Source organism: Promicromonospora sp. NPDC023987 (assembly GCF_040639055.1).
GTDB lineage: Bacteria > Actinomycetota > Actinomycetes > Actinomycetales > Cellulomonadaceae > Promicromonospora.
Map to the genome: position 1 here is coordinate 16,766 of NZ_JBEZZF010000021.1, position 14,196 is coordinate 30,961.

Annotated in this window: 12 protein-coding genes; 3 read left to right on the forward strand and 9 right to left on the reverse strand. The window is 72.8% G+C overall.

What is annotated here, in order from left to right; all coding sequences use genetic code 11:
• Positions 1–5: 5 nt before the first annotated feature.
• Positions 6–986, forward strand: coding sequence for a CPBP family intramembrane glutamic endopeptidase (locus AB0F40_RS11940; protein ID WP_357467070.1), 981 nt, complete (start codon positions 6–8; stop codon positions 984–986).
• Here the strand turns inward: AB0F40_RS11940 and AB0F40_RS11945 are convergent.
• Complete coding sequence (locus AB0F40_RS11945; protein WP_357467072.1) at positions 945–1,955, reverse strand: LacI family DNA-binding transcriptional regulator; 1,011 nt, start codon at positions 1,953–1,955, stop codon at positions 945–947. The genes AB0F40_RS11940 and AB0F40_RS11945 overlap by 42 nt on opposite strands.
• Positions 1,956–2,127: 172 nt before the next feature.
• On the opposite strand from AB0F40_RS11945, the gene AB0F40_RS11950 reads away from it, so the two are divergent.
• The gene (locus AB0F40_RS11950; protein ID WP_357467075.1) at positions 2,128–3,063 is read left to right on the forward strand and encodes a dihydrodipicolinate synthase family protein; all 936 of its coding nucleotides are present in this window, start codon (positions 2,128–2,130) and stop codon (positions 3,061–3,063) included.
• A gap of 127 nt (positions 3,064–3,190) precedes the next feature.
• Entirely contained in the window at positions 3,191–4,498 is a 1,308-nt protein-coding gene (locus AB0F40_RS11955; RefSeq protein ID WP_357467077.1) for an Nramp family divalent metal transporter, read from the forward strand.
• Between the two features lie 20 nt (positions 4,499–4,518).
• On the opposite strand, the gene AB0F40_RS11960 is transcribed toward AB0F40_RS11955, so the two are convergent.
• Genes AB0F40_RS11960 through ctaD form a run of 8 tightly spaced genes read right to left on the reverse strand, consistent with a single transcriptional unit; the run spans position 4,519 to position 14,194 of the window.
• Positions 4,519–6,396 (reverse strand): cytochrome c oxidase assembly protein, encoded by a 1,878-nt coding sequence (locus AB0F40_RS11960; RefSeq protein ID WP_357467080.1) that lies wholly within the window; start codon positions 6,394–6,396, stop codon positions 4,519–4,521.
• On the reverse strand, positions 6,393–6,767 hold the full coding sequence (locus AB0F40_RS11965; protein ID WP_357467082.1) for a hypothetical protein: 375 nt from the start codon (positions 6,765–6,767) through the stop codon (positions 6,393–6,395). Before AB0F40_RS11965 ends, AB0F40_RS11960 begins: the two co-directional genes overlap by 4 nt.
• 44 nt (positions 6,768–6,811) lie before the next feature.
• Positions 6,812–7,717, reverse strand: a complete 906-nt coding sequence (locus AB0F40_RS11970) for a cytochrome c-type biogenesis protein CcmH (protein WP_357467084.1) — start codon at positions 7,715–7,717, stop codon at positions 6,812–6,814.
• A complete protein-coding gene (locus AB0F40_RS11975; protein ID WP_357467087.1) occupies positions 7,714–10,167 on the reverse strand; it encodes a cytochrome c-type biogenesis CcmF C-terminal domain-containing protein in 2,454 nt (817 codons plus the stop codon). Before AB0F40_RS11975 ends, AB0F40_RS11970 begins: the two co-directional genes overlap by 4 nt.
• Positions 10,164–10,562: a cytochrome c maturation protein CcmE gene (locus tag AB0F40_RS11980; RefSeq protein ID WP_357467090.1), complete on the reverse strand. Its 399-nt coding sequence runs from the start codon at positions 10,560–10,562 to the stop codon at positions 10,164–10,166. Before AB0F40_RS11980 ends, AB0F40_RS11975 begins: the two co-directional genes overlap by 4 nt.
• On the reverse strand, positions 10,559–11,287 hold the full coding sequence (gene ccsA, locus AB0F40_RS11985) for a cytochrome c biogenesis protein CcsA (RefSeq protein ID WP_357467093.1): 729 nt from the start codon (positions 11,285–11,287) through the stop codon (positions 10,559–10,561). Before ccsA ends, AB0F40_RS11980 begins: the two co-directional genes overlap by 4 nt.
• A complete protein-coding gene (locus tag AB0F40_RS11990; protein WP_357467096.1) occupies positions 11,284–11,664 on the reverse strand; it encodes a hypothetical protein in 381 nt (126 codons plus the stop codon). Before AB0F40_RS11990 ends, ccsA begins: the two co-directional genes overlap by 4 nt.
• Before the next feature lies 1 nt (position 11,665).
• Entirely contained in the window at positions 11,666–14,194 is a 2,529-nt protein-coding gene (gene ctaD / locus AB0F40_RS11995; RefSeq protein ID WP_357467099.1) for a cytochrome c oxidase subunit I, read from the reverse strand.
• Positions 14,195–14,196 lie beyond the last annotated feature (2 nt).

Consider the following 14,196-nt stretch of genomic DNA (forward strand, 5'->3'; position numbering starts at 1 on the left):
AACCCATGAACCACCGCACGAACACCATCCCGCCCGAGGTCGAGTACCACCGGGTGCTCGCCGGGGAGAAACGTCGCATCGGTCGAGGAGTCCTCGCGATCGTGCTCCTGATCGGTGGCCTGCTGATCTTCAGCATCGCCCTCACAGCCGCTGCGACAGCACTGGACGACGCGATCGGCACCGACGGCGGCCCGGCGTACTCGCCTCTGATCCACGCCGCCGGCCTGGCCTCCGTCGCGTTCCTCATCCCGTGGAGCATGCTCATCCAGCGCTGGCTCTACGGAGTGAGGGGGCCGTCACTGCACTCGGTGATCTCGCGATTCCGGTTCGACATCTTCGGGCGGGCGCTCGTTCTCATCCTTCCCGCGTGGATCATTCTCCTGGGCGTCCTCTACCTCGCGCCGGTGCCGGAGGGCACCCCCTGGCCGAACACGGACGTGCTCTGGTTCATCCTCGCCACGCTGTTGCTCACCCCGCTCCAGGCCGCCGGCGAGGAGTACGGGTACCGCGGTCTGGTCTTCAGGGTCGCCGGAGGATGGGCGCGCGGGGCGCGGGCGGGCCTCGTCGTCGGCGTCCTGGTCTCGAGTGTGGTCTTCGCGGCCATCCACGTCTCGACCGACGTGTGGTTGAACGTCCACTACCTCGTCTTCGCCGTCGGGACCGCGTTGATCACCTGGCGCACCGGCGGACTCGAGGTCGCGGTGGTGCTGCACGCCGGAATCAACACGCTGACGTTCGTGCTCGAAGCTGCGCTGCAGCAGGACTTCTCCGTCCTGGCCGATCGCTCGGCAGGCGTCGGGGAGGCGGCGGCGACTCTCGGACCCGCCGTAGTCATCGTCCTCACGACCGTGGTGGTGTGGATGGTGACCCGGCGCACCGGGCCGGCGCGGACGCCGAACAACACCGACAGGCCCGGCCATTCAGAGGACCGAACCCGTGCCGCCTCAGGCGCGAGTCGTGGAGGCGCGTGGGATGAGGGTCGGTAGCGCGCGTCGCAACGGCGTGCTCGGGCTCGTGTCGACGAGGAGCATCTCGAGCGCGGTCGTCGCGATCTGCTCGAACGGGGTGTGGACCGAGGTGAGCGGCACCGGTAGGCGTGCGGCGAGCGGTATGTCGTTGTAGCCGACGATCGAGACGTCGCGCCCTGGTTCGAGCCCGAGCGAGTGTGCGGCGCTGAGCACCCCGATGGCGAGGTTGTCGTTGGCGGCGAAGATCGCGGTCGGGCGGTCGGTGCGGTCCAGGAGCGCGTGTCCGCTGCGGATGCCGTCGTCGATGCCGTAGCCGACGGACAGGATCCGTTCCGCACCGATGGTGAGCCCTGCCTCGGCGAGGGCGCGTTCGGCGCCGGTTCGTCGGTCCTGACCGCTGGAGGTGAACCACGGGCCGGTGACGACGGCGATCTCCTGGTGCCCGAGGTCGACCAGGTGCCGGACGGCGAGGTAGCCGCCGGTCTCGTCGTCGCCGAGCGAGGACGGGCTGACGCCGTCGGTCCGCAGCACGAGCACGTGGCGGACCTCGCGCTCGCGAAGCGACGCCGGCAGGGCGTCGTCGATCCGGGCGGTGGCCAGCAGGACGCCGTCGACGTTGCGGTCCAGGAGGGTCTCGGTGGCGCGACGCTCCTCGTCGGGTTCGTCGCCGCAGGTGGCGACGACGGCGAAGTGCCCCCGCTGTCGTGCTGCCCTCTCGATGGCTTCGAACATCTGCGCCATGACGGCGTCCGTGAGACGGGGGACCAGGACCCCGATGGTCCCGGTCGCGCCACGCCGCAGGTTGGCCGCGACGGCATTTCTCCGGTACCCGAGCTCGTCGGCGACACCTCGTACCCGCTCGGCTGTCGCTGACCGGGAGCGGGAGTTGCGGTCGTCGAGCACACGGCTGGCCGTCGACACGCTGACCCCGGCCGCCTCTGCGACGTCACGCAGAGTCACTGCCTGACGGTCGATGCGAGCGCCCATCGAACATCTCCTCCTGCGTCGGTCGCGTGACGTCCGCTGCGTTCTGCGTGCGGATCGATCTTGACTCAGCCTAGGGTCGTCAGCATACTTGCAATCGTTGTTGCAAACGTTCCCGAGAACGTTCCCGCGCTGAAGCGGGTCGATGTGCAGCACGATGCAGAGGAGAACCGCAATGACGCTCGACCTCCGCGGGCTGAGCCCCGCACCCGTCACCCCGTTCACGCCCGACGGCGACGTCGACTTCGACGCGATCCACCGGCTCGGCGGCTGGCTCGGTTCGATCGACGGGGTCAAGAGCCTCGTGGTGCTCGGCCACGCGGGGGAGGGCACGTTCCTCACCGTCGACGAGCAGCTCGCCGTCATCCGCGCGTTCGTGGAGTCGACCGACGGCCGGATCCCGGTGGTCGCGGGTATCACCGGCGAGGGCAACAAGGTCGCCGCGCTCGAGGCAGGGCGCGCCGTGGACGCCGGAGCAGCGGCCGGGCTGGTCTACCCCTCGCACGGCTGGCTGCGCTTCGGCTATCAGAAGGGCGCCCCGCAGACCCGCTACCAGGCGATCTACGAGGAGAGCGGGCTGCCGCTGATCCTCTTCCAGTACCCGGACAACACCAAGGCCACCTACGACCTCGACACCCAGCTGGAGATCGCCGGCCAGGACGGCGTGTTCGCGACCAAGAACGGCGTGCGCAACATGCGCCGCTGGTACACCGAGATTCCCGCGCTGCGCGCCGCCTACCCGGAGCTGCAGATCCTGTCGTGCCACGACGAGTACCTGCTGCCGACCATGTTCGACGTCGACGGGCTGCTCGTCGGCTACGGCAACGTCGCACCCGAGCTGCTCGTCGAGCTGATCGAGGCGGGCAAGGCGCAGGACTACCCGCGCGCTCACGCCATCCACGAGCGGCTCCTGCCGGTGACGAAGAACGTCTACCACCGCGGCTCGCACATGGAGGGGACCGTCGCCCTCAAGTGGGGCCTGGTCAACCGCGGCATCCTCGACCACGCCACGGTGCGGACACCGCTGCTGCCGCTGCCCGACGGCGCCGAGGCGGAGATCGCGGCAGCGTTCTCCGCTGCGGACATCGGCCGAGCGGTCGTCGCGGCTTAAGCCTCACCCGCTGGTGGGGTGCGTTCGCCGCGGAACGCACCCCGCCGGACCCGGCGCGACCTGTGCAGAACATATGGTCGATGAAGACGCGCGCCGAGTACACGCACTCCAACGAAGGAGGCCCGCCATGGGCGAGCGCAGCACCATCCATCACGCATCAGCTCCGAAAGCCGGGCCCGGCGGCGATCCGCCGGGTGCCGTGCAGGCCGCCGCCGAGTGCCGCAGTACGCGGCGTACCTTCTGGCAGCAGCTGCTTCTGATCGGCCCGGCGTTCGTCGCGGGCGCCTGGCAGTTCGGACCGGGCAACCTCACGACCGCAGTACAGGCCGGTGGCACCTACCAGTACACGCTGATCTGGGTGATCGTCGTCTCCACCGTGCTGATGATCTTCCTGACCGACATGTGCGTGCGCCTGGGTATCAAGTCTCCGGTGTCGCTCATCGCCTCCATCAAGGACCACCTCGGCGAACCGGTGGGCGTCATCGCCGGTGCCGGCGTGTTCCTGATCTCGCTCTGCTTCTCGGTCGGCAACGCCGTCGGCTCAGGGCTCGGGCTGTCCATGCTGTTCGGCGGCAGCCCCGTGCTGTGGACGGTGGTCTGCTCCATCGCCGTCGCCGCGCTCCTGCTGCTGCGCAACGTCTACCGCGCCATCGAGAAGGTGCTCGTCGTGATCGTCGCGCTCATGGCGATCGCCTTCGTCGTGAGCGCGATCGTCGCCCGCCCGGACTGGGCCGCGGCGGCATCCGGCCTGGTACCCGCGGTGCCGGCCGACGCTTGGCTGCTGGTCGTCGCTCTCGTCGGCACGAACTTCAGCATCAACGCCGCGTTCTACACGGCCTACGGCACCAAGGAACGCGGCCGGACCGAGGGCGACTACCGGGACGCCACGATCGTCGACACCATCCCCGGCATCGTCGCCCCTGGCGTCATGACCGCCCTCGTGATCGTCGTCGCGGCCGCCGTCCTCGGCAAGACCGGCGAGTCGGCGGCGACCATCGTCGACCTGGCCGGCGTGTTCGAACCGCTCGCCGGGCCCATCGGCTCCACCATCTTCGCGCTCGGCTTCTTCGGAGCGGCGTTCTCGTCCATGATCGCCAACGCGACAGCCGGCGGCACCATGCTCTCCGACGGGCTGGGCCGCGGGGCCTCGTCGAGCTCGAAGGCCGCCAGGGTCATCAGCGCGGTCATCTTCGCGTTCGGTGTCGTGATCACGCTGATCTTCCAGGCGGCACCGGTTCAGCTCATCGTCACCGCCCAGGCGTTCACCGTGTTCGTCGCGCCCGTGCTGGCGACGCTGATCATCGTGATGGCGAACCGGCGCGGCCTGATGGGGGAGATGCGCAACCGCTGGTGGCAGAACCTGATCGGCGTCATCGGGCTGCTCTCCGTGGTCGCGCTGTCGGTCAGGCTCGCACTGAGCCTGCTCGGTGGCTGATCCACACGATCCATCTCGAGCTATGTGGACGGGGCCGCCGCTCGACGGGCGGCTCTGCGTTGGTCGCGTTCGTCGGCCGCCGCCCAGCGGGCCGCGATCAGGAGGGCCAGCCCCAGAGCCGGTACCTCGCCGAGCGCCCACACGAGTGCTCCGGCGGCCTGCTGGTCGGTCACCGGGTCGGTGAGCCAGTCCGGTCGGGACTGCGCCAGCACGGAGGCGGCGAGCAGCATCTGCGAGCTGGTGACCAGGGTGAGCCCGAGCACGGTGTGGAACACCATGGCCGGCGCGAGCATGAGCAGCCGCATCGGGTACGGCGGCCGGTGCGGCACGGGGTCGGTGCCGATGAGGATCGTGGTGAACGCGTAGCCGGCCAGACCGAAGTGCAGCACCGCCCACAGGTGCACGACGCCGTTGGTCAGGCTCAGCTCGAACAGCGGCGTCGCATAGAAGAGGGCCATGCTGACCACCACGTTGGCCGTCGCGACCACCGGGTGCAGCAGGACGTGGGCGGCTCTGCTGCCGAGCACCGCGAGCAGCCATTCACGTGGCCCGCGCGGGCCGTCCGTCGTGGTCGGCAGCGCGCGCAGCGCGAGCGTCACCGGCGACGCCAGCGCTGCAAGCACCGGTAGCGCGGTGACCAGCACCATGTGCTGCACCATGTGCGCGCTGATCAGCACGTGGCCGTACGCCGCGGGGCCCCCGCTGGTGACCCAGAGCAGGAGGGCCATCGCGCCGACCCAGGCGAGCACGCGGCCGGCCGGCCACCGGTCGCCGCGCCGCGCCAGCCGTGCCACCCAGCGCAGATAGGTCACGAGACCGGCGATGGACACGACGACAAGAACCGGCTCCGGGCGCCACGTGGTCAGGGCGGTCGATACGGTCAGCGGCGGCAGCGCGCCGTCGCCCGCTGCCGTGGGCGGGGGCGCCGAGGAGGCGAGCGCGACGCCGAGCCCGACGGTCGCCGCCAGCACGACCACCTCGCCGAGCGCGAGCCGGGCGAGGGGGCGCGCGCCGCTCAGGGCGGCTCGCGTGATCACTACCCGGCGGTGAGCCCACCCCGCGACGCCGAGCCCGGCGAAGAGCGCGGCCTTCGTCGCGAGCAGGACGCCCCAGCCGGTCGCCAGGAGCGCGGCGGGTGACGGGGACAGCTGCAGCACCGCGAGCACGCCGGACGCGGCCACGATGGCGTAGCACCAGCCGGCGACCCGGGAGAACCGGCGGACCGCGGCCAGCGAGGCGCCGCCAGAGCCCGCCCCCGGCGCGTACGCGAGCGCGACCAGCACCAGGAGTCCGCCGGTCCAGATCGTGACGGCACCTAGGTGGAGCCACAGCGCGGAGGCGGCGCCGTGCCCCGGCCCGTGGCTGCCCGCGTGCCCGGATGCCGCCACCGGGACCAGCGCCACCAGCGCGGTCCCGAGGGCGAGGGGCACGCGGCCTGTGCCGGGGGCGATCAGCAGGACGACGGCCGTGGCCGCGGCCAGAGCAGTGGCCCAGAGCAGCGACGACCCGAGGGACGTGCTGAGGAGCACGGCGACGGCGGGTGTGCCGTCAGCCGCGGTGGCGGAGCCGACGACGGTGCGCGCGGTCAGCGGCAGGCATGCCCCCTGAGCGACTGCCCACACAACGGCGGCGACCGCGGCGGCTCGCACGGCCGGCCCGGCCGCCGCCGGCGCCAGGACGACGGTCGCGACGGCCAGCCCGCCGATGGTCACTGTCGCTGCCAGCCGCGCGACCACCTCGGCCAGCGGCAGACCCCACCGGACGAGTGCGCCCGGGTCGCGGAGCAGGGGATCGGCCATGCCGCCGACCCAGAGCCCTCCGACGGCGGCGAGCGTCGCGGCGACCAGCGCGACACCGGCCACGATCGTCAGGGCGGCTGCCGGTGCCCGGCGGGTCACCGCTCCTCCGCGACGTCGAGCTCGGCGCTCATGCCTGCGGCGTGGTGTCCGGAGACGCCGCAGATCAGGCCGAGGGTCTCACCGGCGACGGCGGTGACGGTGAGCTCGTGCTGCTCTCCCGGGTCGAGGACCGGCGTCCGCCAGGTGCCGCGCTCGCCCTCGACGACGAGGTCGTGGCCCATGGCGCCGGTGTTCGTGACCAGCACGGCGACTTCGCCGGCCGCGGGTACGGCACCGCCGGTCTCGATGCTCCACTCGGTGAGGCCGATGCGCAGCGTGGAGGTCACGACGCCGGACATGTGGGGGGCGGGCGCGCCGTCGTCGGACGCGGTGCAGCCGGTGCCGAGGGCGATGGCCAGCGATGCGGTCACGAGGGCTCCGGCGGCTCGCCGCCGCACGGCCCGGCCCTGCCCGCTCACGGCTCTGCCTCCGCGCCGCCACGTGCCGCCCGGTACCGCTCCAGGAGCGCTGCCGAGCGCTCGGGGTCGGACTCCTCGATCGAGGAGCCGAGAAGCAGGAGGGACGGCGGGTGGTGGGCGTCGATGGCCAGGGTCTGCTCCAGCACGGGGACCGCCCGGTCGGGCTCTCCGGTGCGCGCCAGCGCGAAGGCGTACCGGTAGCGCAGGTCGGCGTCCATCGGCCGGAGCCGTACGGCGGTGGCCCAGTGGGGGACCGCGGCGTCCGTGCGCCCGGCCTCTTCCAGCTGGCGGGCCAGCGCGGTCCGCAGCTCGACCCGGCCGGGCTGCTCCTCGGCGGCGTCCCGGAGCACCGACACCGCGGATCCCGCCCGGTCGCCGTCGCCCGCGTCGCTGGGGACGGCGGCGGTCAGGGCACCACCCGTCGAGGTGGGCAGCAGGCCCGGCGCCAGCCACCAGATGCCGAGCATCGCGACGCCGACGACGGCCGCCGTGGTGCCGAGGGTGTGCCGCCCCCGGCGTCGGGCGAACCATACGGCGGCGGCGCCGACCACGACGAGCGGGACCACCCAGAGCGCCCAGGCCGCGCCACGCCGCGGCGGCTCGAGCAGCACCTCGTCGCCGTACGCGTCCGCGAACCAGGCCCGCACCTGGTCCGGCGAGCGGCCGGCGTCGAGCTGCTCGGCGACCACCAGCCGCATCGACTCGGCGACGGGGGACGTCGAGTCGGCCACGTGCTCCCCGAGGCACGACGGGCAACGCAGGCTGCTCGCCACCGCACGGACCCGCTCCGTCGCCGTCGGCGGCTCCCGGTCCGTGAGGGCGACGACCGCACCTGCCGCAGCGACCAGGACCAGGACCACCGCGAGGACCGCCACGGACCAGGAACGACGACGCCGGCTCATCTCCGCACCTCTGGTTCCACCACCGTGTCGATCCACTCCTGGGTCACGGGCCCGGGGTGCTGCTCGACGAGGCGGCCCTCGCGGTCCACGAGATACGTGGCCGGGACACCTCGCAGGCCCCAGGCGACCGACTTGGTGCCCTGCTGGTCCACGATGCTCGGGAACGACAGCCCCTGCTCGCTGACGAACTGGCGCGCGGGGTCGCGCAGGTCGCGCACGTTGATGCCGAGCACCTCGAGGCCGGAGTCCGCGAGCTCCTCGTGGGCGTCCACGAGGACGGGCATCTCGTCGCGGCACGGAGCGCACCACGACGCCCAGGCCGTGACCAGCACGACCGAGCCGCGCAGCTCGGCGACGTCGTACTCCTGGCCGTCGAGGCCCTCGCCGGCCAGGGGCGGGGCGAGGCCGGGCTCGTCGTCCTCGGCCGCGGCGCACCCCACCAGCCCCAGGACCAGCGCGGGCAGCACGGCCAGCGCACGGGTCGTGTGCACGGACCGGCCCCGGTGGGTCCGCGCCGCCGGAGTGCGCGCCGGCCCGCGGCGGGGTGCCGAGGCGACCAGTCCGCCGGCGACGGCGAGCGAGACGGCGGCCCAGAGCCATCCGACCAGCGGTGTCACGGCGAGCCGGACGTTGGCCGAGCCCGAGGCGGGGTCGGCGTCGAGGAGCGTGACGTACACGTCGTCCACGAAGCTGCTGCGGATGTCCGGCCCGGCGAGCATCGCGGCGTCGTCGGGGTACCAGCGCAGCTCGGGCACGGCGGTACCGACGTGCTGTCCGTCCTGGCCGACGAGGAGCTCGGCCTCGGCCACCTGCCGACCGGCGTCGTCATGCTGGTCGAGCCGCACCAGCGTCACGGTGGTGTCTCCGGAGGCGAGCGTCTCGCCGACCGGCAGCACGGCCTCCCGTACCGTCCCGTGGCTGCCGGCCACGACAGCTACTGCCCCCAGTGCCACGCCGGCATGTGCGAGCCAGGATCCGATGACGTGCCGGTCGGGGCTCAGTCCGCCTCGCCGGGAGCGAACGGGCACGCCTGCCGTGACGGTGAACGCGGCCAGACCGGCGACGACGGCGAGCACCGGGTCGCGGACGGTGATCCCGACGACGCAGCACGTCGCGGCGCCGACGGCGCCCGGGACGAGCGGGTGGGGCGGCTGCCGGTTCCGGGCGAGCCACGGGGCCGCGGCGAGCAGCACGAGGAGCAGGAGCGCGAACGGCGCCAGCGTGCGCTGGTACCAGGGCGGGCCCACGGAGACACGGTCGCCGGTGAGCAGCAGGAGCGCCGTCGGCAGCAGGGTGCCGACCGCTACCACCACGAGCACGACGGTCAGCAGCGTGCGCTGGCCGTCCAGCGCGACACCGCGGACGCCACCGCCGCGCGCGGAGCCGACGGCGCCGGCCGGGAGCGCATCGGCGGGGGAGCGGGACCGCACGAGGAGCGCCACCCACGGCAGGACCAGCCCACCGAGCACGGTGGCCAGGACGGGGCCGAGCGCGGACGTCGTGAAGGCGTGGACGGACTCCACCAGGCCGGAGCGCGTGACGAGCTGGGCCAGGACCACCAGCAGGAACCCCAGTCCGGCCAGCAAGATCGCCCAGGTGCGCCACCGCCCGCTCCGTGTGCGCGGGCCGACGGCGTGCAGCAGCGCCGTGGACGCCAGCCACGGCAGCAGCGACGCGTTCTCCACCGGGTCCCACGCCCAGTACCCGCCCCAGCCGAGCACCGCGTAGGACCACCACGCGCCGAGCCCGACCCCGGCGGTCAGCAGCGTCCACGCCACGACGTTCCACACCCGGGTGGTCGCCGTCCAGCCGGGCGGCAGCCGGCGCCGGACGAGCGCCGCGACGGACAGCGCGTAGGGCACTGCCAGGGCCGCGAACCCCGCGTAGAGCAGGGGAGGGTGCACGCCCATCGCCACGTGGTCCCGTAGCAACGGGCTCGGCGACCCGCCCGACCCGCCCGCCGCCGTGAACGGCGACGCCACCAGGGATACCACGCCGAACACCGCGACCAGGGCGGCGAGCACGCACATGACCACCGCGCGGTCCTGGGGCGCCAGCCGGCGCGTCGTGGCGGTGGCGACCACGGCCACGGTCACGAGCGCGGCCAGCCACAGCAGCAGCGACCCCTCCAGCGCCGACCACATCGCCGTGGCGCGGAAGTACGCCGACATGCCGGAGTCGGTCACGCGTTCCACGTACGGCCACGTGACGTCTCGCCGCAGCAGGGCGACCTCCAGGAGCAGGACGGCGCCCGCGATCGACACGGCGCTCACGACCAGGCTCTGCGGGCCGAGCCTGGCGCCCCGGCCCGCCGTCCGGTCCGGGGCCCGCGAGCCGGCCGGACCTGCCGGCGAACGCGCGGCGGCGCCCCATGCGGCGGCGGCGACCACCGCGGCTGCCAGGGAGACGGCCAGCAGCACCGTGCCGGTCACCATCGGTCCGGTGGTCATGACGTGCCTTCCGGCGGCCGGTACTCGTTCGAGTGCCGCAACAGCACGGACCGTGCGTGCAGCACCCGCCCGTCGAGCACGCCCTCGACGACCGCACCCTCACCTTCGCGAACGGCGGCGGGCAGCGCACCGGCGTAGTGCACGGTCACGTCGGTGGCGCCGTCGGTCAGGACGAACGATGCCCCCGCCGCGTCTTGCGCCACGCTGCCGGACACCACCAGGCCGCCGAGCCGCACGTCGCGGTCCTGGCCGCCCTGTGCCAAGAGCTCGCTGGGTGTGCCCCAGTAGGTGAGCCCGTCCTGCGCCGCGGAGGCCAGGAGGCCGGCGAGGCCGAGCGCGGCGACGACCAGCACGGCCCAGGCGCGCCCGCGGCCGCGGGGCAGGGCCATCTTCATGGCGCCACCGGAAGCCGTGGCCGCGCCTGGTCGGGTTCGGCGACAGCGAGCGGTGAGCCCTGCCCGGCACCGCGCCCGGCACGCTCGAGCACCACGACCGTGGTCAGCAGCGTGCACGCCAGGACTGACACGCCGAGCGTCCAGGCCATGACGGGGGCGATCGGCGCGCCGGTGCCCGGCGCGAGCACCGTGGGCGGCTGGTGGAGCGTGCGCCACCACACCACCGACAGGTGGACCACGGGAACCATGAGGAACCCGAGCACGCCGACGGCGCCCGCGGCACGCCGTCCGCCGGGACCCCTCGCGAGAGCGAGGGCGGCGAGGAAAGCGACGTAGACCAGGCCCATCGCCACCGTCGTCGTGACCCGGGCGTCCCATACCCACCAGGAGCCCCAGGTCTGCGCACCCCAGACGCTTCCCGTGGCCAGGGTCACGGCCGTGAGCACCACTCCGGCCTCGGCAGCGGCACGCGCCACCGGGAGCGGCCGGCCGGCGCCGCGCAGCACCACCGGAAGGCACGCCAGCAGCACGACGGCAAAACACAGGTAGGCCGACCACGCGGCCGGTACGTGCAGGTACATCCAGCGTTGCGCGTCACCCTGCACCGCGTCGGGCGGCGCGACGACGAGCGCCAGGACCAGGGCAAGGGCAGTGCTGAGCGCGGCAGCGAGCGCGAGCGCCCCGCGCCCGCGCGCGGCAGCGACGTGGCCGCGGTTGTCTCTCATGCGCAGACCTCCAGGACGAGCGGGTTGACGGCGATCATGACGATCCCGGCCGCGAAGCCGAGGGACAGGAACGTGCCCAGGCGGCCGAGGAAGCCGAAGAGCGGGGAGCTGTCGCCGGCCGTGGCGTGCCGGCCCGTGCGCCACGCCACGACGCCGGCGGCGAGAGTCAGCACCAGCAGCACCACGTCGAGCGTCACGACGACCGTGCCGATCACCGTCGTGGGCGGGTTCCGGCCCGCGCTGGCGTATGCGGTGCAGGCGAAGTCCTGCACCACGTAGGACAGCCCGAGGGCACATACCCAGGCGACGGGCGGGACAAGGACGGCGGCGACGGCGAGGTGCGTCGAGCGCGGCCGCGTGGCCTCCGGTGCTGCCATGTCACACCACCGCCAACGGCATGAGGTCGGTAGCGGCCCAGGCCACGGCCCAGACGACGAGCACGCCGGTCCACAGGACCGCGGCGTTCTGCAGCATGATGCGGGGACGGATGTCGCGGGTGTGCGTCAGGCGCGCCACAAGGGAGCAGACCGTGAGTCCCAGGCCGAGCAGGATCGCGAGCGCGAGCGTTCCGACGAGCATCAGGACCCCTGAGTCGTAGGAGTGTGCCGTGTGGTCCAGTCCGCCGGCCGGCCACTGGGCGACCGCCAGGACGAGCGCCAGCGCTCCGGCGAACGTGGTCGTCACGGCGGCGACCAGGTGGGCGCCGCGCGCCGTCGGCGGAGCGTCGTGGCTGAGCGGGCCCCGGCGCGACCCCCACCAGGACGCCGCGATCGCCAGCGCCAGTGCCAGGCCGGTCCCTGCCGACAGCCACGGCAGGCCGAGTGCCTTTCCGTGCGGCCATACGGGTGCGTTGACCTGGAGGAAGAGCATGCTGAAAGCGACGGTCGTGACGGCGACGACGAGCACCACCGCCGCGCCGACCGCTCCCCACCAGCCGGGCGACAGCGGGCCCGGCGCCTCGACCAGGTACTCGCCGCCCACCGGCTCGGTGGACTCGCCGGCGCCCAGCTCGCGCTCGTTCTGGAGCTCCCACGCCACGAAGGCCGCGATGATCACGAGCACGCTGGCGCCCAGCACCCAGCCGCTCTCCAGGAGCAGCCCGGCGGCCGCCATCGCGAGCCCACCTGCTGCCAGGAACGGCCAGAACGTCGGGCCTGCCTGGACCGCCGCGGTGTTCGGCAGCGCGCTGAGCACGGTCGTGAAGGGCGTGGCGCGCACGTTCTGCGGGGCATGGTCGAAGGCGGCGGACATTCGTTCCAGCTCCGGGTCGCTCGGCGCCCGGTCCCATAGCGGCGCCCGGCCTGTCACCACCGGGATGCGGCCGAAGTTGGGTGCCGCGGGTGGCGAGTCGGCCACCCACTCGAGCGTGTCCGCGCCCCACGGGTTCGCGCCGGAGCGTTCCCCGCGCCGCAGCGCGCCGAGCAGCGTGGCCGCCGTGAGCACGAGCCCTGCGGCGAAGATGAACGCACCGATGGTCGAGAGCAGGTTCAGCACACCGACGCCCAGCCCGGCGTCGTAGGTGAACACCCGCCGAGGCATGCCCCACAGACCAGACAGGTGCATCGGGAAGAACGTGAGGTGAAAGCCGACGAACGCCAGCCAGAAGCTCACCGTGCCGAGCCGGGCCGACGGCATGCGGCCCGTGAACTTGGGCCACCAGTGGAACAGGCCCGCCAAGACGGGGAACAGCATGCCGCCGATCAGCACGTAGTGGAAGTGCGCCACGACGAAGTACGTGTCGTGGGCCTGCGCGTCGAACGGGGCGGACGCCACCATGACCCCCGTGATGCCGCCGGCCACGAACGTGAACAGGAAGCCGAGCGAGAACAGCATCGGGACCGTCAGCCGGGGCCGGCCGGACCAGAGGGTCGCGATCCACGCGACCACCTGCACACCGGACGCCACGCTGATCGACATGCTCGCGGCCGTGAAGAACGACAGCGTCACGGGCGGGAGCCCGGTCGTGTACATGTGGTGCACCCACAGGCCGAGGCTCATGATCGCGGTGACCACCACGGCGGCGACGACGAACGGATAGCCCACGAGCCGGTGCCGGGAGTGCACCGGCACGACGTGGCTGATGATGGCGGCGCCCGGCAGGAACATCACGTAGACCTCGGGGTGCCCGAAGATCCAGAACAGGTGCTGCCACAGCAGCGGGTCCCCGCCCCGCTCGGTGTCGAAGAACGCCGTGCCGATGTTGCGGTCGAGCTCCAGGAGCAGGGAGCCGACCAGCAGCGGGACGAAGGCCAGGATGATCATCGCCGCGACGCACAGCATCGTCCACGCGAAGATGGGCATCCGGTCCAGCGACATCCCGGGCGCACGCATCGCCAGCACGACGACGATCATCTCGATCGCCGCCCCGATCGCGGCGAGCTCGGCGAGCGCCAGCCCGAACAGCCAGATGTCCATGGCCTTGTCGGCGAACTCGGGACCGGACAGCGGGACGTAGGCGAACCAGCCGGCGTCGGGCACCATGCCGACGACGAAGCTGCTGTACAGGATGATCCCGCCCAGCAGGTAGCACCAGTAGTTGAAGGTGTTGTACCGCGCGAACGGCATGTCGCGGGCGCCGAGCATCAGGGGTAGCAGGTAGGCCGCCAGGCCTTCGAGGAACGGCACGGCGAAGAGGAACATCATCGTCGTGCCGTGCATCGTGAACAGCTCGTTGTACGTCTGTGGCGAGAGCACGTCCTGCTCGGGTTGGGCGAGCTGGACGCGCATGAGCAGCGCCTGCAGGCCCCCGACGAAGAAGAAGACGAACGCGGTGACCATGTAGCGCGTGCCGACGGACTTGTGCTGCACGGGCATGAGGATCCGGCGCCAGCCGCTCGGCCGGGCCCAGGTCTGCGCGAAGCGCGCGCGTTCCTCGGCGCTCGGCCCGGTCTCCTGGTCCGTGGTCACGT

What these genes read in the sequence shown, in the direction of transcription:
- AB0F40_RS11940 (WP_357467070.1), top strand. Translation starts at nt 6, where the DNA reads ATGAACCACCGCACGAACACCATCCCGCCCGAGGTCGAGTACCACCGG.
- AB0F40_RS11945 (WP_357467072.1), bottom strand. Translation starts at nt 1,955, where the DNA reads ATGGGCGCTCGCATCGACCGTCAGGCAGTGACTCTGCGTGACGTCGCA.
- AB0F40_RS11950 (WP_357467075.1), top strand. Translation starts at nt 2,128, where the DNA reads ATGACGCTCGACCTCCGCGGGCTGAGCCCCGCACCCGTCACCCCGTTC.
- AB0F40_RS11955 (WP_357467077.1), top strand. Translation starts at nt 3,191, where the DNA reads ATGGGCGAGCGCAGCACCATCCATCACGCATCAGCTCCGAAAGCCGGG.
- AB0F40_RS11970 (WP_357467084.1), bottom strand. Translation starts at nt 7,717, where the DNA reads ATGAGCCGGCGTCGTCGTTCCTGGTCCGTGGCGGTCCTCGCGGTGGTC.
- AB0F40_RS11975 (WP_357467087.1), bottom strand. Translation starts at nt 10,167, where the DNA reads ATGACCACCGGACCGATGGTGACCGGCACGGTGCTGCTGGCCGTCTCC.
- AB0F40_RS11980 (WP_357467090.1), bottom strand. Translation starts at nt 10,562, where the DNA reads ATGAAGATGGCCCTGCCCCGCGGCCGCGGGCGCGCCTGGGCCGTGCTG.
- ccsA (WP_357467093.1), bottom strand. Translation starts at nt 11,287, where the DNA reads ATGAGAGACAACCGCGGCCACGTCGCTGCCGCGCGCGGGCGCGGGGCG.
- AB0F40_RS11990 (WP_357467096.1), bottom strand. Translation starts at nt 11,664, where the DNA reads ATGGCAGCACCGGAGGCCACGCGGCCGCGCTCGACGCACCTCGCCGTC.